Here is a 23,129-nt window from a genome sequence, read left to right on the forward strand (position 1 = left end):
CCTGATTCAAGCCGACAGTTTACGCCGGGCCAGCGCCCCACCCAAGAGCCCGGTCAGGCATCCGATGAGCAGCCCGCCGACGTGGGCGGCATTGGCGATCTGGCCAAGGCCGAGCGTGCCGACCACGCCGGTCAGGCATACCACCAGCCAGATCAGCATCATCACCAGCACGCCCTTGGGCAGGTTGAAGTAACGGTCAGGCGCCAGCCACTGGTACAGCCAGATATGCCCGAGCAGGCCGTACAGCACGCCGGACAGACCACCAAACAGGCTCGGCCCACTGGTGTAGTGCTGGGCCAGGTTGGACACCAGGCTGAACAGCAGGGTCAGGCCCAGCAACGCCCACGGGCCCTGGCGCAGTTCGATGCGTTTGCCCAGCTCCCAGTACCACAGGCTGTTCATGGCCAGGTGCAGCACGCCGAAATGCAGCAGCATGGGTGATACCAGGCGCCACCACTGGCCGTCATCCAGGGTTTGCGCCAGCGAGGTGAAGTACAGGTAGTCGCCCTGGACACGGAAGTCGAGGAAGGTGAACCAGCTGATGGTGGTGAAGTTGTCACCAAGCCCCGTAAGGCCGGCGACGATGAAGCACAGCAGCAGGGTCAGGGTGGTGATCTTGCAGGTCTTGGCCTGGGCTGCCAGGGAAGGTTGTGTGGGGGCATTCGCGGGCGAACCCGCCCCTACAGGGTCGGCGCTGGCCGGCAGGTCGGCGTTGCCGTCGGGGTAGCGCTGGTAAAGCTGCAGCACATCTTCGGCCAGGGTGTCGGGGGCCCAGAGGACCTGGGCATCGCCCTCCTCGCTGACCCGGTGCGGTACCTGCAGGCGTTGCAACAGGTGGACGAAGCCGCTGAGGTCGACCGACAGCGGCAGGCGCATCACTTCGATAATGTTCATTGGTTGGCCTGTGGGCGGTCGACGTCGACCCAGACGAACTTGTGTGGGTCTATACGGGTTTCATCATCCAGCCGGTAGGCGACCAGCTTGCCGTAGAGCACGGCGCTGTAGTCCAGGCAGGCCAGGTTGGCGCGGATCGGTGCCGGTCGGCCGCTGCGCCAGTAATGCCCGACGAACAGCATCGGCTGGTCTTCGTCATAACGCAGCAAGGCGTTCTTCTGGCTGTGGCTGAGCGGGGTGCTGGCCACTTCCTCGGGCAGGGCATCGGGCTGGAACACGATGTCACCGTAGGTTTTCGGGTCTTCTTCCCAGAACTTGGTGCGGAAGAACGCGCGGGTCAGGCCGTCGCCGCCGGTCAGCGTCAGCCCGTCCGGCAGGCGCATGTCGGTACCGCGCAACAGGCGGTTGCACACCGTGTCGGCAAAACTGCCACTGACCGCCGAGGCCTGGATGAAGTGCTCATCGATGCGTCCGTCGGGGTATTGCCGGCGCAGCGGCTCGATCAGCCGCGGGTCCCAGCAGGCGTGCACCAGACGGAAGCGCCCTGCGTCGATGAACAGCGGCAGCTGGTAGAACCAGTTGACGAAATCGTGCCAATCGCCGGGGTGTTGGGCAAACTGGGTCAGGGTTTCGTCGATCAGCCGGGCATGCCGCGGCGTGTGTTCGCGGACATAGGCCTTGCCGCTGCCAGGCAGCGCCGGGGTGACCCAGCCCAGGGCATTGTATTCGTGGTTGCCCATGATGCAGAACGCCTGGCCGGCTTCGACCATGTCGTGGACGATGTGCAGCGCCTCACGAATGCGTGGCCCGCGGTCGACGATGTCGCCAAGGAACAGCGCCTGACGTCGCGGGTGGCGCCACACGCCAGCCACGCGCTTGTATCCGAGGGCGTCGAGCAGGCGTTCAAGGGTCAGTGCACAGCCGTGCACGTCGCCGATGATGTCAAAACTTCGCGCCGGATCGAGCATCAGTCGTCACTGCTCCCCAGGCGGCTGCCCCAACCCAGTTTGGTGCGGCAGACCTCGTAGTAATTGTGGTCCAGCGGGTGGATCAGGCGCAGCTTTTGCGGCTTTTTGCTGACCGTGATGGTGTCGCCGGGGGCGCACGTGAAGTGGTTCTGGCCGTCACAGGACACCTGCGGGTAGATCTGCAGGTCCTTGGACACCACGATCTTCAGCTCGCTGTTGCCGTCAACCACGATCGGCCGGCCCGACAAGGTGTGCGGGTACATCGGCACGATGACGATGGCATCGAGCTTGGGGTGCATGATCGGGCCACCGGCCGACAGCGCATAGGCGGTGGAGCCGGTGGGGGTGGCGACGATCAGGCCGTCGGCCTTCTGGCTGCAGACGAACTGGCCGTCGATGTAGATCTCGAACTCGATCATGCGCGTGGACTTGCCCGGGTGCAGCACCACGTCGTTCAGCGCATCGCCCTGGCCGATGGCCTCGTGGTGGCGACGCACCTCGGCCTGCAGCAGGAAACGGTTTTCTACCAGGTAGTGGCCGTCGAGCACTTCGGCGACCTTCTGTTCCAGCTCGTCGGGGCGGATGTCGGTGAGAAAACCCAGGTTGCCACGGTTGATACCCAGCACCGGAATGTTGTGCCGGGCCAGCGCGCGGGCAGCGCCCAGCAGGCTGCCGTCGCCGCCGACCACGATGACCAGGTCGCAGACCTCGCCCAGCAGCTTGCGGGTGGACGTCTGCAAGCCATGGCCGGGCAGCACTTCGGCAATGGTGTCCTCGAGGATCACGTGCAGGTGGCGATCGAGGAGGAATTTTTTCAGTCGGCGAATGGTGTCGAGCACCTGCGAGCTGCCAAGGCGACCGATGATACCGATATTGCGAAATTGCTCCATGGGGCTCCTGCGAGGCTCTGCGGCGGGTGACGATGCGCCGATTATGGGCGAAACCACCGGGCAGCGGCAAACCGGCTATGCTCGCAGGATGACGCCATTCGCCCAGCTTCACGACCTGCCCCGACAACTGCAGCACTCTACCGTGCGTGACCTGGCATGGGCCCTGTTGTCGCCGCCCCTGCTCAGCGCCCCGCCCTGCCCCCAGCGACACCCGCTGGCGGGCAGCCTGTGGGCGCAGCAGCCACAACGCCTTGAACAATGGTTGCGGGCCCTGGATGCCGATGACCGACCGTTGCGCGAGTGGCTGGCGCAATTGGGCAGCCGGCGCCTGGGGCATTACTACGAACGCCTGTGGCAATTTGCCCTGGGCCAGGCGCCAGGCATCGAGCTGCTGGCCGCCAACCTGGCGATTCGCGACGGCGGGCGCACCTTGGGCGAGCTCGACGTGGTGTTGCGCGACTGCGACGGCGTGCACCACCTGGAACTGGCGATCAAGCTGTACCTGGGCCCGGAAGGCGCCGGGCACGATCCCCATGCCTGGCTGGGGCCAGGTTGCCATGACCGGCTGGGGACCAAGCTTGCGCACCTGGCGGGGCACCAGTTGCCCATGTCCAAGGGGGCGCACAGCCGTCAGGCGCTGGCCCAGCTAGGGGTGGAGCAGGTGCAGGCGCAAATGTGGCTGGGTGGTTACCTGTTCTATCCACAGCCTGGGCATGCCGAGGCGCCGGAGGGCGCCAACCCGCAACATTTGCGCGGGCGCTGGCTTCGTCGGCGGGACTGGGTGATGGCCGAGGGCGAGCGTTGGCAGCCGCTGCAGCGGCATGCCTGGCTGGCGCCGGCTAGGGTGGCGTCAGGTGAGTGCTGGCAGGCGGAGCAGTTTGCGGCGTGGCTGCATGTGCTGGAGCAGCAGGCACCGGCGCAGTTGCTGGTACGACTGGTGCCTGATGCCGAGGGTGCCTGGCAGGAGGCAGAGCGGGTGTTTTTGGTGGCTGATGACTGGCCGTATCTGCCCGGTAACTGATGTCGCCTGTTCCGGCCCCTTCGCGGGCCCGCCCGCGAAGAGGCCGGTGGCTGGCAACAGAATTTTCACAGACCCAGCGCAAAGATTCGTTTCTGGTAACCATTACAATGGTACCTGAGCGCCAGCAAGAGCGCCTTTCCGACCTGATGACGAGGACCGATCATGGTTTCATCCAACCCCGCGACCCATTACGCGCGCCTGTCCATCGCCCTGCATTGGCTGATGCTGGTGCTGCTGGCCGCTGTCTATGCGCTCATCGAATTGCGCGGCCTGTTCCCCAAGGACAGCGTCGAACGCAACCTGATGAAGGACCTGCACTTCATGCTCGGGCTCAGCGTGTTCGTGCTGGTCTGGCTGCGTCTGGCCATGCGCCTGAGCCGCCCGACGCCGCCCATCGTGCCAAAACCACCGGCCTGGCAGACTGGCCTGGCGCACCTGATGCACCTGGCACTGTACCTGATGATGATCGGCCTGCCGCTGGCCGGCTGGCTGATCCTCAGCGCCGCCGACAAACCGGTGCCGTTCTTTGGCCTGGAGCTGCCCCATCTGATCGGCCCGAACCCGGACCAGGCCAAGTTCATCAAAGGCTGGCATGAGCGTATTGGCAGCTGGGGCTACTGGCTGATCGGCCTGCATGCACTGGCCGGGCTTTACCACCACTATGTGCAGCGCGACAACACGCTGTTGCGCATGCTGCCTTACAAGTAACCGCGTCGCCCCTGCAGGCCACCTGTGTGTACGAAGATCAGGCGGCTGCCGGGCTTGAACAGCCCGGCAGCGACCTGATCACGCAAGGCCAGCAGAGCCTTGCCGGTATAGAGGGCTTCGAGCGGCACGTCAGTGTGCTGCTCGCAGTCGGCGATAAACGTCAGTAGCGCATCGTCGAATTTTCCGAAACCGCCACGGCAGGCGTCGTGTAGCTGGTAGCCGTGCGTGCCGGCCAGTGCTGCCACCGTCTCCGGCACCCCATGATCCCTGGGTACGGCCAAGGCGCCATGCACGGCATGCGCCCCTGCCTCGGCCATCACCAGGCCGGCCAAGGTAGTCCCCGTTCCGGCAGCCAACCACCAGGCGTCGTAGTCTGACCAGCCCAAGGCCGAGATTTGCGCGCGCGCCTGCTGCATGATCAGCGCGCAGCCCTGCGCACCGGCCAGCCCGCCGCCCCCTTCGGGGATGCAGTGCCAGCCTGGATAGCGCGCCTGCCAGGAAGCCCAAAAGCCTGGCTCGTTGCGCGCACGGTAGCCGCCGTAGCCTAGCCAATGCAGTTTCATGCCCAGCGCCTGCAGGTCACGCACGGTTGGCGTGTCCTGGGCATGGCCGCGTAACAGGCCGACGGTGGCGAAGCCGAAACGCTTGCCGGCAGCGGCCAAGGCGTGCAGGTGGTTGGAATGGTTGCCGCCAAGGCTGATCAGGCCTGGAGCATGGCTGGCGCCGGCCTGTTGCAGGTGGTGGCGTAGCTTGAACCACTTGTTGCCGCTGATCAGCGGGTCAATCAGGTCCAGGCGCAGAATGGCGGCCTGGACCTGGGCTTGCCGCAGCCAGGGCAAGTCCAGAAACTGCAGGGGGGCTGGGGGGAGGTCGAATACATGCATGGATCGCAGTGTACAGGGTAATCCCGCAAGCGCTTGTAATCGATGAGTCACCCCCGCCGAGGCATCACAGTGCCAGGGTGGCTCGACACAGGCATCGATACCCCGGCACAGGCCGTCGTAGGAGCGGGTTCACCCGCGAACACCGGCAAAGCCGGTGCCATCCACCGCGTCACCTGTTTCGCGGGCATGCCCGCTCCTACACGTGCAGGTGTCGGGTTCACGCAGCCCCAACGACCTCAGAGCTCAGCCGCCAACCGCGAGCCTTGGTTGATCGCCCGCTTGGCATCCAGCTCGGCCGCCACATCCGCGCCACCAATCAGGTGCACCGACTGCCCCGCCGCCGCCAGCCCTTCCTGCAGCTCGCGCAGCGGATCTTGCCCGGCACAGATCACCACGTTATCCACCGCCAGCACCTGCGGCTCGCCGCCGTCCACACGAATGTGCAGGCCGGCATCGTCGATAGCCAGATACTCGACGCTGTTGAGCATCTGCACCCCCTTGTTCTTCAACCCGGTGCGGTGAATCCAGCCGGTCGTCTTGCCGAGCCCGTCACCCACCTTGGATTTCTTGCGCTGCAACAGGTACACCTGCCGCGCCGGGGCATGCGGCTCGGCCTTGATCCCGGCCACACCACCTCGCGCCTGAAGGTGGGTATCGATGCCCCACTCTTTCCAGAATGCCGCTCGGTCCTGGCTGGTGGCCACGCCCTCATGTACCAGGTACTCGGACACATCGAAGCCGATACCTCCCGCGCCAATCACGGCCACCGACTTGCCCACAGGCTTGCGCTCGAGCAGCACGTCCAGGTAGCTGAGCACCTTGGCGTGCTCCACGCCCGCAATGGCCGGGGTACGCGGGGCGATGCCGGTAGCCAGGATGATTTCATCAAAGCCGCCGCCCACCAGTGCCTGCACATCCACACGGGTATTCAGGCGCAGGTCGACGCCCGTGCTTTTGACCTTGTTGCGGAAGTAACGCAGCGTTTCGAAGAATTCTTCCTTGCCCGGCACCCGCTTGGCCACGTTGAACTGGCCACCGATCTCGCTGGCGGCGTCAAACAGGGTCACCGCGTGGCCCCGCTCGGCCGCCACGGTGGCCGCCGCCAGGCCAGCCGGGCCGGCGCCGACCACGGCAATGCGCTTCACCGTACGTACAGGCAGGTAGTTGAGTTCGGTCTCGTGGCAGGCACGCGGGTTGACCAGACAGCTGGTCAGTTTGCCGCCGAAGGTGTGGTCCAGGCAGGCCTGGTTGCAGCCGATGCAGGTGTTGATTTCATCCGCGCGACCGGCTGCGGCCTTGTTGACGAAGTCCGGGTCGGCGAGAAACGGTCGGGCCATCGAGACCATGTCCGCATCGCCCTCGGCCAGCACCGCCTCGGCCACCTCCGGGGTGTTGATGCGGTTGGTGGTGATCAGCGGAATGCTCACCACGCCCCGCAACTTGGCGGTGACTTTGCTGAAGGCCGCACGCGGCACTTTGGTGGCGATGGTCGGAATACGCGCCTCGTGCCAACCGATTCCGGTGTTGATCAAGGTAGCGCCGGCCTGCTCGATGGCCTTGGCCAGCAGCTCGATCTCGTCCCAGGTGCTGCCACCCTCGACCAGGTCGAGCATCGACAGGCGGAAGATGATGATGAAGTTCGGCCCTACCGCGCCACGCACCCGGCTGACGATTTCCACTGCCAGGCGCATGCGGTTTTCATAACTGCCGCCCCAGCGGTCGGTGCGGTGGTTGGTGTGGGCGGCCAGGAACTGGTTGATGAAGTAACCTTCCGAACCCATGATTTCGACACCGTCGTAACCGGCACGCTGGGCCAGCACGGCACAATTGACGAAGTCGGCAATCTGCTTCTCGATACCCTCCTCGTCCAGCGCCTTGGGCTTGAACGGGTTGATCGGCGCCTGGATCGCGCTAGGTGCCACCTGGCGTGGGCTGTAGGCGTAGCGCCCGGCATGCAGGATCTGCAGGCAGATCTTGCCACCGGCAGCGTGCACCGCCTCGGTGACGATGCGGTGCTTGTCGGCCTCTTCCTCGGTGCTGAGCTTTGCCGCACCGGAATACACCCCGCCTTCATCATTGGGCGCAATGCCGCCAGTGACCATCAGGCCAACGCCACCGCGGGCGCGCTCGGCAAAGTATGCAGCCATGCGCTCGAAGCCGCCGGGGCGCTCTTCGAGGCCGGTGTGCATCGAGCCCATCAGGGTGCGGTTGCGCAAGGTGGTAAAGCCCAGGTCCAGCGGGGCAAGCAGGTGCGGGTAGCGGTCGGCGGCCATGGAAAGGTCCCCTGATGGCGTGATCACGGATTGCGGGCACCTCACTGGGTGGCGGGCCCCGTCGTTTGTCTGTCAGCGACATTAAACAGCCGTTTGAAAGGGCTCAATGATCGAAACTGACAAGTTATTGATCCTGGCGCACAGCGAGACTGCTGAGGGCTGACGCATAGGCCCGACCGGTATCAATACCCCTACGCTGCCCCCCTTTACTTGCTTGCGGGGCATAGGGGGAGCCTCTTTGCATGCCCGTTCCACCTTGCAACTCATCCCATCGATCGAATCTTTGCGATGTCCTTGCTTGGAGGGGCTCCGAACATCCGGCTGTATTCTCGGCTGAACTGTGACGGGCTCTCATAGCCCACCGTGAACCCGGCCGTGGAAACATCCAGCCCTTCTGAAATCATCAACCTTCGTGCGTGCTGCAGACGCAGTTGTTTCTGGTACTGCAACGGGCTCATCGCGGTGATTGCCTTGAATCGGTGGTGAAGCGTGGAATTACTCAAATTGACATAGCTCGCCAACTCATCGATGTGCAGCGGCTGCGCATAGTTGTTGTTCAACCATTCGATAGCTCTTGTCACCCGGTGGGTCTGGCTGTCGTTGATGGCTATCTCATGTAATCGCTGGCCCTGCTGGCCTTTGAGCAACCGGTAGAATATTTCCCTGAGGGCCAGCGGAGCCAATGCCGGGATATCGGAGGGCACATCCAACAGACGTACCAGTCGCAACATGGCATCAAGCAATGGGGTATCAATCCTGTCCAGATAGAGGCCGCGACGAGATGGCTGGCTGGGTACGCCGATCGGGCTGACGTCGGCAATCAGCTGAGCGATTTCTGCCGGGTCGATATCCAGGCGAATGCAGAAGTAGGGCCTCTCTGGAGAGGCCTCGGTCACTTGCCCAGCCAGAGGCAGTGTCACAGAGACAACCAGATAGTTCAGTTGATCGTAGGTATAGCTTTCATCCCACAACTGGATCTGTTTCCGGCCCTGTACAATTATGCACAATCCCGGTTTATGAACCGTATGGATGACGTCTGTTGGCGTGTCGCTGCGTATGAAATGCAACGGATCAATCGCCGTTTGATAGACGCCGTATGTCGGAGCAAAACGTTGCATCGCTGATGCCAGTTCGGCCCTGAGGCGTGTCAGCTCATCGTCCAGATCACTCCCTACCGTTACCTCCCCGTTCGGCTGTCCCGATTGCAGAGGATAGGTGGGTTCGCATCCATTTGGGTAGATGCCGAATGGATCATTTGATCTGCCGAAAGCCCGGTTTTTCCGGGCTTTTGGCGCAGCCCAGGCACATCAGGCATTGATGACTCGGTCCGAACCGTCCTCGGCTACACGCCGGTCGTTGAGTCGGTCTGCACCGTCCTCGGCGACCCGACGGCCATTGAGTCGGTCTGCACCGTCCTCGGCAACCCGACGGCCATTGAGTCGGTCTGCACCGTCCTCGGCAACCCGACGGCCATTGAGTCGGTCTGCACCGTCCTCGACCAGGATTGGTGCACACAGGTATTTGCAAGGTTTATGGGTCCAGTTGCCTTGCTCTTTGGCTGGAAGCGCCATCGAACTTGCGCTCAGAACAGTTAAGGCGACTCCAATCATCATTTTGTTAACATTTTTCATGACAGCGACTCCGAAATTAGCGATGGATTCGTTGCCGGTTGTCAGTGCAATGCGTGACGTTGATGCCTGTATGCTTCCAGGCTTGGTCGCTCTGATGGCCGGCAGCAGCAGTGGGTTCGCTTGCTGCTTGGGCTCAGATTAAGGCGGCGGTAATGAACCCGTTATGGGTTTCCTGCGATGATTTTGCACATTCCTGCGGCGAGGCATCTCGGGGCTCAGGCTTCAGGCAGGAGCAGGCATCCCTTTCCCAGGCTTTGCATAAAGAGCCTAATACAGTTAACCGCTGTTCAACGATTGACATCCAGGACACGCTTGCCGCGGGTATGCCCCCCTGAGCTCAGCGTTATAGCGTCGGTCACCTTGGAAAGTGGCATCACCTCAACCTCGACGCGCAACTTCTCCTCAGCAATCAATTGCGCGATCTGTGCTAACTGGCGCCCGTCCGAACGGGTAGCGAAATGTTTGCCGACAGCGTCGTGTTCAAGCGCCTTCTGCGGGTCGGGTGGGCTGACGGTAGATACAAGTACACCTCCTCGTTTGACAATCGTCCACGAACGGTCTTGCGTTTCTCCTCCTACCAGGTCGAGAACAACATCGATCTCTTCAGCCACGTCTTCGAACCGTTGCGCGGTATAGTCAATGACCTGCTGCGCCCCGAGTGAAAACAGGTAGTCTCGGTTGCCGGCCGAGGCCGTTGTCAATACATAGGCACCGGCCAGGCGAGCCAGCTGTACGGCGAAACTTCCTACACCTCCCGCAGCCCCGTGAATCAACACTGTTTGACCCGACTGTAGGTTGGCGTGTTCATGCAGTGCTTGCCAGGCGGTAAGCGCTGCAGCAGGAATGCCACTGGCGTGGAGGAGCGGCAGGCCGGCGGGCTTATGCGCAAGCCTGTCGGCGGCTACCACGGCCTGAGTCGCGTAGCCACCGACTATGCCTATGAAACCGAATACCTCATCCCCCACAACAAACCCGTGGACATTTTTGCCAACCGCTGCAACGGTACCGGCAACCTCGACCCCCGGCGTATAGGGCAAAGACAATGGGATGAATTGCTTCATTGCCCCTGAGAGGATCTTCCAGTCAATCGGGTTGACTCCACTCCCCGCGACATTGATTAAAACCTGGTCGTCATTGGGCACCAAATCTGGGACATCTTTGAGTTCCAACCCCTGAACCTGACCGTACTGTGCCACTTGGATAGCTTTCATAGTTTTTCCCATTGGTAAGGTGATGATGCCCCAGATGCTCTGTGGTGCTGCACTTCGACTACTGACGACGGGCGTCCAAGCTGAAGCGGCCTGCACCAAAAAAGCCACGGTCTGCAGCAAGCCACCGGCCATCGCGATGTTCTTGAAGAAATGGATGAACTGGGCCTGGTCGGCCAGCGCGCTGTGGAAAATCGCTGCGGTGAGAACACTGAACAACGCCAGTACGACTGCAGCAGTTCGGGTGAGAGTGTGGCTCCATACGCCTTTGCTTAATAGCCGGTTAGTTTCGGCATTTATGTTCGAATAAATAGAAAAGTTGTATCCGGTTCGTGCAGCCCTCAGACAGTCCAGGATCGGGCAAAGGGCTGAGAGGAGTCGCAGATCAATCAAGCAGGATCGTGCATGACTGCCGCAGGAATCACATAACGCTGTTCCCCCCAGGATTTTTACTCTTGCTTCAACACCTGCCGGTCAGCAGGTGCCTCTGAAACCAGTAACAGGAGTGAAAAAAATGCACGGCATCGAACACAAAGTCATCGTGATTACAGGCGCCAGCAGTGGTATCGGCGAAGCCACAGCCCGCCTGCTCGCCAGCAAAGGCGCTCGCGTCGTTCTGGGGGCCCGCCGTACCGACCGCCTTGAAGCCCTGGCCGATGACATTCGTTCAGCAGGCGGTACCGCTGATGTGCTGGCACTGGACGTCACCAGCCTGGACGACATGCAGTCCTTCATCGATTTCGCTGTCGAATTGCATGGTCGCGTCGATGTACTCATCAACAATGCCGGCGTAATGCCACTCTCGAAACTGGAAGCGTTGAAGGTCAATGAGTGGAACCGGATGATCGACGTGAACATTCGCGGCGTACTACACGGTATTGCTGCAACGCTGCCGCTCATGCAACAGCAGCGTGCTGGCCAGATCATCAATATCGCCTCAATTGGTGCCTACGCCGTGAGCCCTACTGCTGCGGTGTACTGCGCCACCAAATATGCCGTCCGGGCAATTTCCGAAGGTCTGCGTCAAGAGGTCGGGGGTGATATTCGAGTCACGGTGATTGCACCAGGCGTTACCGAATCGGAGCTGGCCGACAGCATTTCGGATGAAGGCGGACGCGCGGAGATGAGGGAGTTTCGCAAGATCGCGATTCCCGCTGCGGCCATTGCCCGTGCGATTGCCTACGCGGTCGAGCAGCCAGCGGATGTCGACGTCAGCGAGCTGATCGTGCGTCCAACCGCGAGTCCATTCTGATGCTCTATTGACGATAGCGAGGAACAGAGATGGGCAAGCCATATGGAAACCAGAACACATACGTTGGCATGTGGGTGACGGCTGACGGTCGGATTCGCCATGAACTCTTGCCCGGGGGCCGCTACGACGAAGCACGCGGTCGGCAAGCAAGTGCTTACCAGGGCCGCTATTGGTTGGAGGGTGATCACATCGAGTATGTCGATGACACTGGATTTACCGCTGATGGTGAGTTTCGCAACAATGTGTTGTACCACGCCGGGATGGTTTTATACCCCGAACGTTGAAGCGCAAGCCGGAATGGAGACATTCCGGCTTTGTCGTGACTCTGAACCCTGAAAGCCCTGCCGTTGCGTCCAGAGTGTGTTCTCACTGCCGTGACCAGATCAGGTGAAATACACCGCGCGCTGTCCGCCTTGAACCTGTACCTGACCGTACGGCACCCAGGAAGCGAGGCAGCTTTTATCCTGCGTACTCGCCAAGAAAGAGGGAGGACACTATGACCCTGGATGTGACAGAGCGGACTTCTGCCCATGGTTTGGAGGCACACATCCGGGGCAAGCGAATTGCCGCTTCGGACGTGCTGGCCGACCGGGACATCTTGGTGCAGATTTTCAACCGGGAACGTGAGGAAGGTAACTTCATCGTCCCAGCGGTGGCCGAACCCTTGCTGGTCTGGATCATTTCGGGAAACGCTGCCGTACAGGAACGTGAGCTTGGGGGCCAATGGGAAACCAGCGAAGTTGCTAAAGGCGATTTCTTTTTGACCACTTCGGCGCAACCGTATGAGATGCGTTGGAACGTCTCCAGCGCAGACGCCTTTGAAGTCATGCACATCTATCTCGGTGTCCCGCTCCTGGAAAAAGCCATCCATGAAGTAATGGGCGGGCCTGTCGAGGCCGTTCGCCTGCGGGAAGTGTCAGGCGGGCGTGACGAAGGACTGTCGGTACTGCTGGAGCATGTTCGGCTGGAACTCATGGGACGTGGCGCAAGCCCGCTCTATTTGCAGGGTCTGGCCCAATGCATCGCCGTCTACCTTGCCCGCAATTATCTGGATAGCTCAGCGGACGATCGCCCACGCCGCAACGCTCTCCCTGCGTACAAGTTTCGGCGCGTGCTGGCGGCCATGGAAGCCGATCTGGCAAGGGACTTCAATTTAAGGCAGTTGGCCGAGGTTGCCGGGATGAGTGAATGCCACTTCAGCCGAATGTTCAAAAAAGCCGCCGGATATTCACCCTTGCAGTTCTTCATCAGGTTGAGGATGGCTCGGGCCCGGCAGCTTCTCCTCGAGACCGATCAGAGCATCATCGATATAGGCCTGGAGGTTGGGTATAGCAGTCACAGCCATTTCTCACAGGTGTTCAAACGCGAGGTGGGCGTAACGCCCACGCAATACCGCCAATAGGGGAATATGATGCCGTATAGAAGCTCGGCGAACGCATCGGTTTTTGTTACCGACCGCCCAGTGTGCCTTCAAGATCCCTCCAGCCGAACAGCCAGGGGCTCAGCGAAGCGGCAACCGTGCAGCGGCGTTGCGTAAGCGCGAGCGACACCTTAACTGGCCAACGCAGGAATCGGCGCATTCAGGGCAACGGCAGCCCGGACCGGGTCGAAGTACTCACGGATAAAGGCAAGCTTGCCGTCCTTGACACGCACGAAGAGCACATACTCCTGTTCATAGATGCGCCGGGCGTCAGGTTCGACTTTTTCGAATGGTCAGGAGGATCGGGCCTGAGCCTTAAACCGTTCGATCAGCCATTTCGAGGCCGGGCCGGGAGGCGTGTCGGTGCGGTAAATAACATCGAACGCATAATCGCCGCCAAAACAGTCGGGCAGTTCGACTTGCACGAGGCGTCCGGTGGCCAGGTCATCGCGAACCATGTCTATCGGCATGTTGCCCCAGCCGATGCCTTCGCGAAGCAGCATGTGCTTGGCGCCCAAATCCGCCAGGCGCCACGTGCGTGTGCCGATCACCGCGAATTCCTGATCTGCAGTGAGCCGTGAACGATCTGTCAGAACCAGTTGAACATGTGCGCGACCTGAACCCGGCGGGTGTGGACCCGGTTGCGCCAACGGGTGGTCAGGCGCGGCCACCGGAACCAGCGCCACCTTACCTACGCCGATACGTTCAATGCCATCAATGCTTGTGGTCAGAGGGCCACTCACACCCAACGTGGCGCCGCGGTCGAGCACCCGTTGGGTCACTGCGCCAAGCGCCTCTATATGCAGGTGTAGGGATACGGTTGGAAACGTTTCTCGGAAGGCTTTCAGCGCATCGACCATACGCTCGCGAGGCAACATTACGTCAAGCACGAGATGCACTTCGGCTTCCAGGCCATGCAGCAAACCGCGAACCTTGGCGCGCAGCCCGTCAATGCTGCTGTAGATGGTGCGCGCCTCGGCCAGCACTGTCCGGCCGGCGTCGGTCAATTGCGGCTTACGGGTGGTTTTGCGATCAAAAAGGCTGACGCCCAGCTGCAGTTCCAGGTTGGCAATGGAGTAGCTCACCACTGAAGTGGCGCGATGCAACTTGCGCGCTGCTCCAGCAAAACTGCCGACATCGACTACTGCAAGAAATACCCGCAGTTGATCGAGCGTTGGGGTACCCGGGTCTGAAATCATTGCTCTTCTCTCGAACGTTCCGGCTCATATTATCTGAGGTTTGCAGGTAAGCCAGCGGGTCAAAGCCCCGGTGAGCCAGGTGCCCCTGTGTTTACTCCGCTCCTGGATGGCGGGGTTGGCTGGCGATTCAAAGCATGATTTGCGCTTACGGACCGAGAGACTGCATATCGGCGCAAAATCCCGACAGCCTCGGCAAGCTTACGAAAGCCTCTCTCTGCGCGTTGCGCGACAGTAAAGCCGTCCCTTACGGGCTAGAGCCGGCGAATGTCTCCTCGGCTCACAACGCAGGAGAGCATCATGACTACTATCACGCCCAACATTCCCCATGAAGTCGAAGGCAAAGTCGCGCTGGTCACCGGCGCCGCCAGTGGCATCGGCAAGGCAATTGCGCTTTTGCTGCATGCACGTGGCGCCAAGGTCGTTGCCGAAGATATCGACCCTGCCGTAGAAGACCTCGCACGTCCAGGGCTGGTCCCACTGGTGGCGGACATCAGCGAAGATGGCGCTGCAGAACGTGCCGTCGGCCTTGCCGTCGAGCGGTTCGGCCGGCTGGACATCCTGGTGAATAACGCCGGGATCATCATCAACAAACTGGTCATCGACATGACCCGCGAAGACTGGGAGCGCATCCAGGCGGTTAATACCACCGCGGCCTTTCTGCATTGCCGCGAGGCAGTCAAGGCAATGATGCCTAACAAGTCCGGCGCAATCGTCAATATCGCCTCCTATGCCGCCTACTTCGCCTTTCCAACCATCGCGGCCTACACCGCCTCCAAGGGTGCGCTGGCACAGCTGACCCGTACGCTGGCACTCGAAGCCATCGAGTACGGTATCCGCGTCAATGCCATCGGCGTCGGCGACGTGGTCACCAACATCCTCAATGACGTGGTCGAAGACGGTCCTGGCTTTCTTGCCAAGCACGGCGAAGCGGCCCCCATCGGCCGTGCCGCACAGCCGGAAGAAATTGCCGAGCTCGTCGCGTTTCTCGCGTCCGAACGGGCCAGCTTCATGGTCGGTTCGGTTGTCATGGCCGACGGCGGCATGACCGTGACCGCCGGTTGATCGGTCTATCACCCATAAAGGAGCCCATAGCATGCTCACAAAGCTCGCGTTCTTCACCGCACGCCCCGGGCAAAGCGGTGCCCTCGGCCAGCGCCTGTTGGCGCTGGTCGGCCCCACACGGCAGGAGCCTGGCTGCGTCCGTTACGACATCTACCAATCGGGCGACTCGGTCGAGGGTTGGCTCGTTTACGAGGACTGGCACTCGTCCGAGGCCTTTGACGGACATCTGCAGACACCTTATGTGCAGGCCTTCATGACCGAACTCGACACGTTCTGCAGCGAGGTCCCCAAGGTCCATACGTTCGAGCGGCGCGCCTAGACGATCAAGCACTGAACCCGACCACTTGCAGGAGGACCCTCCCATGAGTACACAGAACACCTGGCTGGTAACCGGTTGTTCCACCGGTTTTGGCCGCCACATTGCAGCCCATTTGCTCAAGCAAGGCGAGCGCGTGGTTGTCACCGCACGCAAGACCGAACAGGTGCAGGATCTCGCCAGCCTCGGCCAATCGCTGGTACTGCCACTGGATGTAACCGATGCCGAACAGGCCAAGGCCGTGGTGGCTGAAGCTGAACGCGTATTCGGCAGGGTGGATGTACTGGTCAACAACGCCGGTATCGGTTACTTCGCCGCTGTCGAGGAAACAGACCCGCAGGCGGCGCGCCGCCTGTTCGACGTTAACTTCTTCGGCACCTCCCATATGATCCAGGCAGTGCTGCCCGGCATGCGCCAGCGGCGTCAGGGCATGATCGTGAACCTGACCTCCATAGGTGGGCTCGCGGGCTTCCCCGCAGTAGGCTACTACTGCGCGAGCAAGTTCGCTGTCGAGGGGTTATCGGAAACCTTGCGTGCTGAGCTTGAGCCCCTGGGGATCGGTGTCATGACGGTCGAGCCCAGCGCATTTCGCACCGAATGGGCAGGCTCATCGGGTGAAGTGCCGGAACCGATAGCGGATTACGAGGTTACCGCAGGTAAGGCGCGCCGTGCCTACCACGCTTCGGTCGGCAAGCAGGAGGGGGACCCGGCCCGTGCAGCTGCGGCGATTCATACTGCGGTTACTTCGCCTCAGCCACCACACCGCCTGCTGCTGGGCAACAGAGCATTCGATGTGGCGATGGCCAAGCTGTCCGCCATGCGTACGGAGTTCAGCCTCTGGGAAGCCACCGCTCGCGGCGTCGATTTTCCAGCGTCCCAGGGTTGAGAACCAGCGGCTCGCTTCCCGAGCTGCCATCCAAACGAACTGGCGGATTGCCTGTACGGCAATTCATGTTGTGTTGAGCGCTGAAGCTGAAGATGTTCTCCAAAGCGCGAGCGAGCGGCTGCCCGCCCTCAAGGTGAGGTCAGGATCACCACGTAATGGCCTTGGGTCAGCGGCTCGCCGCGCCCGTCGACCAGCCTGTAGGCCTGGTCGACCGTGGCCCCCTGATCGACGCGTACCGCCAGCGCCGGCAGTGCCTGGCCGTCCACGCCCTCAATGCCGATGACGCTGTCACGCGCCAGCGCCGGACAGTCATCCATACGCCAACCGGCACTGCCCACGGTAGTCGTGCAGGACGGCTCGACGATGCTGCCAGTGAACTGCAGCATGCCCGAGGCGACGACGGCGCCTGCCTGGGCCTGACCGACCAGGGCCAGACTCATTGCAACACTCAATGCGAATCGCTTGCCGCTCATGGTTTCCACTCCCCGATACCCACGTTTGAGCCTATCGGATGAGCAGTGACCGGGCCGTCTGCGCGCGTGAGGCAGTTCACAAAGCAGGCATTTAAACCACGCGGCAATTTAAGAAACGTCTCAAAGCCGGGGGCGGCCCAGCTGTCTAGGATGCCCAGGCCCTTCCCAGTCACCCTCACCGGAGCCCTGCCCTGACCATGTCGCGCTTGCTTCATACCCTCTCGCGCCCAGCCATGGCGGCGCTGGTCCTGATGGGCCTGGCGTCCGGTGCCTGGGGCCAGCTCAAAGTCGAGGGCACACGCCTCATTTACCCAGGCTCGAACAAGGAAGCAAGCATCAGCGTGGTCAATCGCAGCGACCTCGACACCGTCATGCAAAGCTGGGTCAGCAGTACCGACGAACGCGCCGATGCGCCCTTCGCCATCGTCCAACCGTTGGCATTGATACCGCCCAACGGCCGGCACATGCTGCGGGTGCTGTACGCCGGCAAGGGCCTGCCCGAGGACAGGGAGTCACTGTTCTGGCTGAACATCCTCGAGATCCCGCGCAAACCCGAACAGGCCAATACCCTGCAATTCGCCGTTCGCCAGCGCCTGAAGCTGTTCTACCGCCCCGCCGGCCTGCCAGGCTCGGCCAGCGAGGCGGTCGAGGGGCTGGCATGGCGCGCACGTCAGCCTGGCCTGATCGAAGTCAGCAACCCGAGTGCCTTTCATGTTTCGCTGGTCAACCTCCAGCTCGACAGCCCCGGGCAGTCGCGCCAGCTTGCGGACTACGTTCTGCTGCGCCCGGGGGCATCGCTCACCCTCGAGGCGCCCTCGCCCCTGCCCGCGCAAAGTCGCGTGGCGTTCAGCGAACTCACCGATATCGGCCTGCAGAAGCGCCACCACATCGCGCTGCCGTGAACACACCGCCACAGGATACCCACTCATGAACCTGATCCGGAAACACTTGCTTGGCCTGCTTTTCGTCGCCGCCAGCTGCCCCGCCACCAGCTACGCGCTGTCCTGCAAGCTGGACCCGTCCATGGCGACGGTATTCAAGGAGGCACTGGGCACTGCACTGGCGGTACCGGCCGACGCGCCTGACGGCACGATCATCTGGGAGTCGGCACCACACTCGCTTCCGGTCATCTGCGCCGACGACTATGAAACCGGCATCAAGGAAGATGTCTATTTCTATGTCAACCCGGCCAAAGCCAGTATAGGCAAGGGCATACGGGTCGGGATTCGCTACGGCTCGCAGAAAATCACTCAGACTTCGGGCGCCGTCACCACTGGCTACAACTCGTTTCATGGTTGCGACTGGGCGAACTGTACAGGCTGGTACAAGGCCCGCTTCACCCTGAACTTTACGGTGTTCATCGAAAAGTACGGCGCAACGCCAACCAACGGACAAGCCAGCACGCTCAGCGAATACCGGGTATTCCAGCTGGACGGCGGGTACATGCTCAACCCCAAACCCGACAGCAACCTCAACTATGTCGTCACCGGCATGAACAACATCCGCTTCGTGCCTTGCTCTCCCGAGTTGACCATCTTGCCTTCGGTGGTCAATTTCCGCCGTGCCCTGGCCAGCTCGGCACAGGTCGGCCAGGTCGCCAGCTCGGCCAGTTTCAGCCTCGACCTGACCAGATCCTGCGACACGCCCTACACCGTCAGCGCCCGCTTCACCCCGGTCGCTGGCAGCGCCAGCGTCATCGACAAGCTGCTGGTGCCCGCCAACAACACCTCCGTCGGCATTGCCCTGACCCAGCAGGACAGCAACCAGCCGGTGCCTTTCGCCACCTGGTTCAAGCTGGCCGACCTGGCTGCGCCGGGCGTGATCCACAACCCGTTCCGCGCCGACCTGATCTGGCGCTCGGCGCCCATTTCCGGTCCGTTCGAAGCCACGGCGCTGGTCGACCTGTACTACCAGTAAAACCTTCGGCCAGGCGGCCTTTAAGGATCGTCTGATGTCCAGTTGCCAGCGGCCTGCCTAGATTTGCGGGATGCGACTCAAAGCCTACCTGCAACAGATCAACCCCCTGCTCTCCAATCCCGAGGCAGCACGCCGCCTGCTTCGGTTGCTGGCGATCGTGCTATCGGCCGGCATTCTCGGCGCGGCCTACAATTTCCTGTCCTTTACCTTCAACACCGATATCGCTCGGCGCCATGGTGCCATGAGCAGCGCGATCGCCGAGGCCCATACCTTCTTCACCAACCGCGAGGCGCTGCTGGAGAGCCTGAGCCTAGCAGCCGTGCGTCAAACGGCGCCGGGTGTCGACTGGCTGCCCCTGGCACCGGGCGAGGAAGTGCACCTGCAACTGGGCAGCCAGCCGGGCAAACGCTGGAGCCTGTGGCTGACCCAGCGCATGTGTGCCTACCTAGAGGCCCGGCGGGTCAACCTGCTGTATGTCGACACAGCGGCTCAGGCCCCCATGCGCTGGCTGTACAACGATGACGCCCAGGCCTCGCTGCCTTCGCCCGCCCTGCTGGAGCAGTTGCGCGCTGCGGAACTGCGGGCCACGGCCCCTCGGGAACTGTGGCTGGCCGACCAGGGCGCCCAAGGTTCGCGCCTGTTCATCTTCCTGCGCCTGGACGCACGCGACCCGGACTCTGGCTGGCTAGGCCTGGAAATCGACAGCCATGCAGTGTCGCCGTCGCTCGAGGATGCCAGCGCGGGTAAGTTCATGATGTTCAATGCCGACGGCATGCTGGTGTTCACCAATACCCCAGGCCCGGCGCTGGACCGTTCGCTGCACCATCCCGTGGGTAACAACTTCTTCGGCTTCGCCGGCCAGGGGCTCCTGCCGGAGTACCTGGTCATCAGCAAGCCGTTGATGTCTTCGGACTGGCAACTGGTTTACGCAATCGACCTGTCCGCGATCCTCGCCGGTCTGTGGCAGCAGCTGCTGGGTGCCTTGCTGTTCTGCGTGCTCAGCATCACCTTGATTCGGGTGTTGATCCAGCGGTTCGACCAGCGCTTGTTCACCCCCACGGTTGAACGCATCCGCGCGCTGGTGGAAAGCGAGATGTTCAGCCGCGACGTCATCGAAACCGCACCTGTCGCCCTGTGCGTGTTGCGCCGCAGCGATGGCCAGGTGGTGCTGGAGAACCACCTGGCCCAGCAGTGGCTGGGCCAGGACCCGGCACGCGGTGCGCGTAGCGCGCAATGGATCGAGCAGGCTTTCGAGCGACACGAAGGCCAGTGCAGCGACTATTTCGAGAGCGCCGAAGGGCGCCACCTGTACCTGAGCTGCTCGCCAACCCGCTACAAGGGCGAGCCGGTGCTGCTTTGCGCGTTCAGCGACATCAGCGCACGCAAGCAGATCGAGGCCGCGCTGGAGGACGCCCGGCGCGCGGCCGACACCGCCAACGAAGCAAAAACCCAGTTCCTGGCGACCATGAGCCACGAAATCCGCACACCGCTGTACGGCGTGTTGGGGACCCTGGAGCTGCTGTCGCGCACCGTGCTCGACGCCCAGCAGCGCGATTACCTGCGGGCAATCGAAGGCTCCTCGTCAACCTTGCTGCAGTTGATCTGCGACGTGCTGGACGTGTCCAAGATCGAGGCCGGTCAGCTGGCCCTCGAACTCAGCGAGTTCAGTGCCCCGGACCTGGTCCGCGAGGTGGTCCAGGGCTACAGCGCGGCAGCCAGGAGCAAGGGGCTGCAGCTCTACAGCTGCCTGGACCCACGCCTGCCGGAACACCTGATCGGCGACGTCAACCGGATCCGCCAGATCCTCAACAACCTGCTGAGCAATGCGGTCAAGTTCACCGATTGCGGCCGCGTGGTGCTGCGGGCCAGGCTGCTCAACCGCGACGGCGAACGCTCCTGCCTGTTGTGGCAGGTCTCGGACACGGGCAAGGGCATCGCTGAACAGGACCAGCCGTTCATCTTCGAGCCTTTCTACCAGACCGAAGGCCATAGCCAAGTCATTCCCGGCACCGGGCTCGGCCTGCCGATCTGCCAGCGCCTGACGCAATTGATGAATGGCCAGCTGCGCCTGGTCAGCGAGCTGGGCCTGGGCAGCAGCTTCAGCCTGACCCTACCCCTGGAAGTGGCGTCAGGCCGCACCAGCGCCCCGTTCAACCTGCTGGGCGAACGCATTCACGTGGTATCGCCCGTACACGAACTGGCTGAAGCCATCAGTGGTTGGCTCTGCCGCTGGGGGGCGCGTGCGCAGGTCGGCGCGCCGGCGCCAGGCAGCGCCCTGCCCGGCGAACTGCTGGTCGAGCTGCATCCCGGCACTGTCGAACGCTGGCTGGTCGCCGAATGGCCCGGCCCGCGAATCCTGGCCAGCGCCCAGGACTGCTGGGAGGCGCGGCACGAGGCCGGTCACTGGCAGGTCAACCTCAACGACCTGGGCGCCCTGCACCATGCTGTCGGCCAGGCCCAGGGCCTGCGCCGTCCCAGGGACCCCGCCGCGCCGGCCCCCTTGACCGAGCCGCTGGGGCTGCACGTGCTGGTTGCCGAGGACAATGTCATCAACCAGTTGATCCTGCGCGACCAGCTCGAGGAGCTCGGCTGCAGCGTGACCTTGGTCAGCGATGGCGAGCAGGCTTTGCAAACCTGGCAGCGCGAGCATTTCGACCTGCTGCTGACCGACGTCAACATGCCCGGCACGAACGGCTACGAACTGACCCGGGCCCTGCGCCAGTTGGGCTGCACCCGCCCCATCGTCGGCGCCACTGCCAATGCCCTGCGCGGCGAGGAAGAACTGTGCCTGGCCGCCGGCATGGATCGCTGCCTGATCAAGCCCTTCAACCTGCAAGTCCTGTTCAACTGCCTGGCCCCGTATCGAGGTAGCCCTTGAAGACCTTTAACATCCTGATCGTCGAAGACCACCCCTTCCAGCATATGTACCTGCAACACTTGTTCAGCGAGCTTGGCAGCTTCAACCTGGAAGCAGCCCGGGATGGCCAGGAAGCGCTGGAGCGCCTGCGCCAGCGTGACTTCGACCTGGTGCTGACCGACCTGCTGATGCCCGGCATGGACGGTGTGCAATTCATCCAGCACCTTGCCGGCCTGCGCCACAAGCCAGGCCTGGCGATCATGAGCGTGGCCTCGCGGCGCATGCTCATGGCGGCGAGCCTGGTGGCCAAGAACCTCGGCGTGGACGTGCTCGGGCTGATCTCCAAGCCGGTCGAACCCGCCGCGCTGCGCAGCCTGATCGACCAATTGCAGTTGCACCATCAGGCACCGGCCCAGGCGGCACCGGCCACGCCCGAGTTCGATCGCCAGACCTTGGTCGATGCCTTGAACAACCGAGCTTTTCAGGCCTGGTTCCAACCCAAGAAGTCCTTGCACAATGGTCGCATCGTCGCGGCAGAGGCCTTGGTGCGCTGGATGCACCCGGAGCAAGGGGTGTTGCTGCCAGGCACCTTCCTGCCAACGATCAATGCCTTTGGCCTGGAGGAAAGGCTGCTGTGGGTGATGCTCAAGCAAGCCATGGATGCCCAGGCGCGCTGGCGCGAACGGGGCTATGACATCCCGGTTTCGATCAACCTGCCGACTCACCTGCTGAATAGCCATGACCTGGCCGACCGGCTGCTGGAATTCGTCCTGCACCACCAAGGCGTGCCCGGCAAGCTGTGCTTCGAGCTGATGGAATGCTCCATTCCCGAAGAGCTGAGCAACTTCTATGCAGGCGCCTGCCGCTTGCGCATGAAAGGTTTCGGCCTGTCCCAGGACGACTTCGGCAAAGGCTACAGCTCGTACATGAGCCTGGTCTCGACGCCCTTCACCGAACTGAAGATAGACCGGGCGCTGGTGCAGCGTTGCGATGAAAGCGAGAGCCTGGCCTCGGCCTTGGCCAGCATCGTTGCCCTGGGTCGCAAGCTCGGGCTCACCGTGGTCGCCGAAGGGGTCGAGACGCCTCAGGAGCTCGAAATGCTGCGCAAGGTCGACTGCAACCAGGTGCAGGGCTTTTTGATCTCCCATGCCGTGTCGGCGGAACAGTTCCAGCGCCTGCTGCACAACGACGGTCCCCCGTCAGCCTACTGACCGGCTGTAACTCTCAGCGCCGGCCGGGCATCAAAGGTAATATTCGTTGGGTATCGATG

The 23,129-nt window shown here is 62.3% G+C and carries 22 protein-coding genes; 12 read left to right on the forward strand and 10 right to left on the reverse strand.

From position 1 onward, the window contains the following. Window positions 1-6: 6 nt before the first annotated feature. Genes ACTJJN_RS18830 through ACTJJN_RS18840 form a run of 3 tightly spaced genes read right to left on the reverse strand, consistent with a single transcriptional unit; the run spans window position 7 to window position 2,752 of the window. Window positions 7-894: a rhomboid family intramembrane serine protease gene (locus tag ACTJJN_RS18830; RefSeq protein ID WP_440781512.1), complete on the reverse strand. Its 888-nt coding sequence runs from the start codon at window positions 892-894 to the stop codon at window positions 7-9. After that, complete coding sequence (locus ACTJJN_RS18835) at window positions 891-1,862, reverse strand: metallophosphoesterase (protein ID WP_003247221.1); 972 nt, start codon at window positions 1,860-1,862, stop codon at window positions 891-893. The genes ACTJJN_RS18830 and ACTJJN_RS18835 overlap by 4 nt, the downstream gene beginning before the upstream one ends. Continuing rightward, window positions 1,862-2,752: an NAD(+) kinase gene (locus ACTJJN_RS18840; RefSeq protein WP_003247220.1), complete on the reverse strand. Its 891-nt coding sequence runs from the start codon at window positions 2,750-2,752 to the stop codon at window positions 1,862-1,864. Before ACTJJN_RS18840 ends, ACTJJN_RS18835 begins: the two co-directional genes overlap by 1 nt. Here ACTJJN_RS18840 and ACTJJN_RS18845 point away from each other — a divergent pair. Together ACTJJN_RS18845 and ACTJJN_RS18850 are read left to right on the forward strand one after the other, a co-directional pair. After that, complete coding sequence (locus ACTJJN_RS18845) at window positions 2,751-3,773, forward strand: DUF1853 family protein (RefSeq protein WP_017147824.1); 1,023 nt, start codon at window positions 2,751-2,753, stop codon at window positions 3,771-3,773. The two genes, ACTJJN_RS18840 and ACTJJN_RS18845, sit on opposite strands and share 2 nt — an antisense overlap. 162 nt (window positions 3,774-3,935) lie before the next feature. Continuing rightward, window positions 3,936-4,481, forward strand: a complete 546-nt coding sequence (locus tag ACTJJN_RS18850) for a cytochrome b (RefSeq protein ID WP_003247218.1) — start codon at window positions 3,936-3,938, stop codon at window positions 4,479-4,481. On the opposite strand, the gene ACTJJN_RS18855 is transcribed toward ACTJJN_RS18850, so the two are convergent. The 5 genes from ACTJJN_RS18855 to ACTJJN_RS18875 all read right to left on the reverse strand — a co-directional run bounded on the left by ACTJJN_RS18855 (window position 4,472) and on the right by ACTJJN_RS18875 (window position 10,480). Then, window positions 4,472-5,365 (reverse strand): 1-aminocyclopropane-1-carboxylate deaminase/D-cysteine desulfhydrase, encoded by an 894-nt coding sequence (locus tag ACTJJN_RS18855; RefSeq protein WP_014754022.1) that lies wholly within the window; start codon window positions 5,363-5,365, stop codon window positions 4,472-4,474. The genes ACTJJN_RS18850 and ACTJJN_RS18855 overlap by 10 nt on opposite strands. 236 nt (window positions 5,366-5,601) lie before the next feature. Then, window positions 5,602-7,638, reverse strand: a complete 2,037-nt coding sequence (locus tag ACTJJN_RS18860) for an NADPH-dependent 2,4-dienoyl-CoA reductase (protein ID WP_004577419.1) — start codon at window positions 7,636-7,638, stop codon at window positions 5,602-5,604. A gap of 263 nt (window positions 7,639-7,901) precedes the next feature. Beyond that, complete coding sequence (locus ACTJJN_RS18865) at window positions 7,902-8,756, reverse strand: AraC family transcriptional regulator (RefSeq protein WP_230623073.1); 855 nt, start codon at window positions 8,754-8,756, stop codon at window positions 7,902-7,904. 189 nt (window positions 8,757-8,945) lie between these two features. Next, window positions 8,946-9,209 (reverse strand): hypothetical protein, encoded by a 264-nt coding sequence (locus tag ACTJJN_RS18870; RefSeq protein ID WP_324737504.1) that lies wholly within the window; start codon window positions 9,207-9,209, stop codon window positions 8,946-8,948. Between the two features lie 347 nt (window positions 9,210-9,556). Further along, a complete protein-coding gene (locus tag ACTJJN_RS18875) occupies window positions 9,557-10,480 on the reverse strand; it encodes an NADP-dependent oxidoreductase (RefSeq protein ID WP_029611774.1) in 924 nt (307 codons plus the stop codon). Window positions 10,481-10,991: 511 nt separating this feature from the next. Here ACTJJN_RS18875 and ACTJJN_RS18880 point away from each other — a divergent pair. The 3 genes from ACTJJN_RS18880 to ACTJJN_RS18890 all read left to right on the forward strand — a co-directional run bounded on the left by ACTJJN_RS18880 (window position 10,992) and on the right by ACTJJN_RS18890 (window position 13,131). Next, window positions 10,992-11,729, forward strand: a complete 738-nt coding sequence (locus ACTJJN_RS18880; protein WP_017147827.1) for an SDR family oxidoreductase — start codon at window positions 10,992-10,994, stop codon at window positions 11,727-11,729. 29 nt (window positions 11,730-11,758) lie between these two features. Further along, window positions 11,759-12,013, forward strand: coding sequence for an Atu4866 domain-containing protein (locus ACTJJN_RS18885; RefSeq protein ID WP_014754027.1), 255 nt, complete (start codon window positions 11,759-11,761; stop codon window positions 12,011-12,013). Window positions 12,014-12,225: 212 nt separating this feature from the next. Continuing rightward, window positions 12,226-13,131, forward strand: coding sequence for a helix-turn-helix domain-containing protein (locus ACTJJN_RS18890; protein WP_012053250.1), 906 nt, complete (start codon window positions 12,226-12,228; stop codon window positions 13,129-13,131). A 311-nt stretch (window positions 13,132-13,442) separates the two neighbouring features. On the opposite strand, the gene ACTJJN_RS18895 is transcribed toward ACTJJN_RS18890, so the two are convergent. After that, a complete protein-coding gene (locus ACTJJN_RS18895) occupies window positions 13,443-14,348 on the reverse strand; it encodes a LysR family transcriptional regulator (RefSeq protein ID WP_012053252.1) in 906 nt (301 codons plus the stop codon). Between the two features lie 297 nt (window positions 14,349-14,645). On the opposite strand from ACTJJN_RS18895, the gene ACTJJN_RS18900 reads away from it, so the two are divergent. The 3 genes from ACTJJN_RS18900 to ACTJJN_RS18910 are packed head-to-tail and all read left to right on the forward strand — an operon-like array spanning window position 14,646 to window position 16,612. Then, on the forward strand, window positions 14,646-15,410 hold the full coding sequence (locus ACTJJN_RS18900) for an SDR family NAD(P)-dependent oxidoreductase (RefSeq protein ID WP_014859533.1): 765 nt from the start codon (window positions 14,646-14,648) through the stop codon (window positions 15,408-15,410). Window positions 15,411-15,441: 31 nt separating this feature from the next. Next, window positions 15,442-15,729: a putative quinol monooxygenase gene (locus ACTJJN_RS18905; RefSeq protein WP_012053254.1), complete on the forward strand. Its 288-nt coding sequence runs from the start codon at window positions 15,442-15,444 to the stop codon at window positions 15,727-15,729. A 43-nt stretch (window positions 15,730-15,772) separates the two neighbouring features. Then, window positions 15,773-16,612: an oxidoreductase gene (locus ACTJJN_RS18910; protein ID WP_014754031.1), complete on the forward strand. Its 840-nt coding sequence runs from the start codon at window positions 15,773-15,775 to the stop codon at window positions 16,610-16,612. A 128-nt stretch (window positions 16,613-16,740) separates the two neighbouring features. Here ACTJJN_RS18910 and ACTJJN_RS18915 read toward each other — a convergent pair whose 3' ends face one another. Next, complete coding sequence (locus tag ACTJJN_RS18915; RefSeq protein WP_029611775.1) at window positions 16,741-17,085, reverse strand: hypothetical protein; 345 nt, start codon at window positions 17,083-17,085, stop codon at window positions 16,741-16,743. A 197-nt stretch (window positions 17,086-17,282) separates the two neighbouring features. On the opposite strand from ACTJJN_RS18915, the gene ACTJJN_RS18920 reads away from it, so the two are divergent. From ACTJJN_RS18920 to ACTJJN_RS18935, 4 genes are all read left to right on the forward strand, one after another. After that, window positions 17,283-17,987, forward strand: a complete 705-nt coding sequence (locus ACTJJN_RS18920; RefSeq protein WP_014859530.1) for a fimbrial biogenesis chaperone — start codon at window positions 17,283-17,285, stop codon at window positions 17,985-17,987. A gap of 25 nt (window positions 17,988-18,012) precedes the next feature. Then, window positions 18,013-19,002 (forward strand): fimbrial protein, encoded by a 990-nt coding sequence (locus ACTJJN_RS18925; RefSeq protein WP_012053258.1) that lies wholly within the window; start codon window positions 18,013-18,015, stop codon window positions 19,000-19,002. A gap of 70 nt (window positions 19,003-19,072) precedes the next feature. After that, window positions 19,073-21,880, forward strand: coding sequence for an ATP-binding protein (locus ACTJJN_RS18930; protein ID WP_012053259.1), 2,808 nt, complete (start codon window positions 19,073-19,075; stop codon window positions 21,878-21,880). Beyond that, window positions 21,877-23,070 (forward strand): EAL domain-containing response regulator, encoded by a 1,194-nt coding sequence (locus ACTJJN_RS18935; protein WP_012053260.1) that lies wholly within the window; start codon window positions 21,877-21,879, stop codon window positions 23,068-23,070. Before ACTJJN_RS18930 ends, ACTJJN_RS18935 begins: the two co-directional genes overlap by 4 nt. Window positions 23,071-23,129: the final 59 nt, after the last annotated feature.

The organism is Pseudomonas sp. 22515, from assembly GCF_052044625.1.
GTDB lineage: Bacteria > Pseudomonadota > Gammaproteobacteria > Pseudomonadales > Pseudomonadaceae > Aquipseudomonas > Aquipseudomonas alloputida.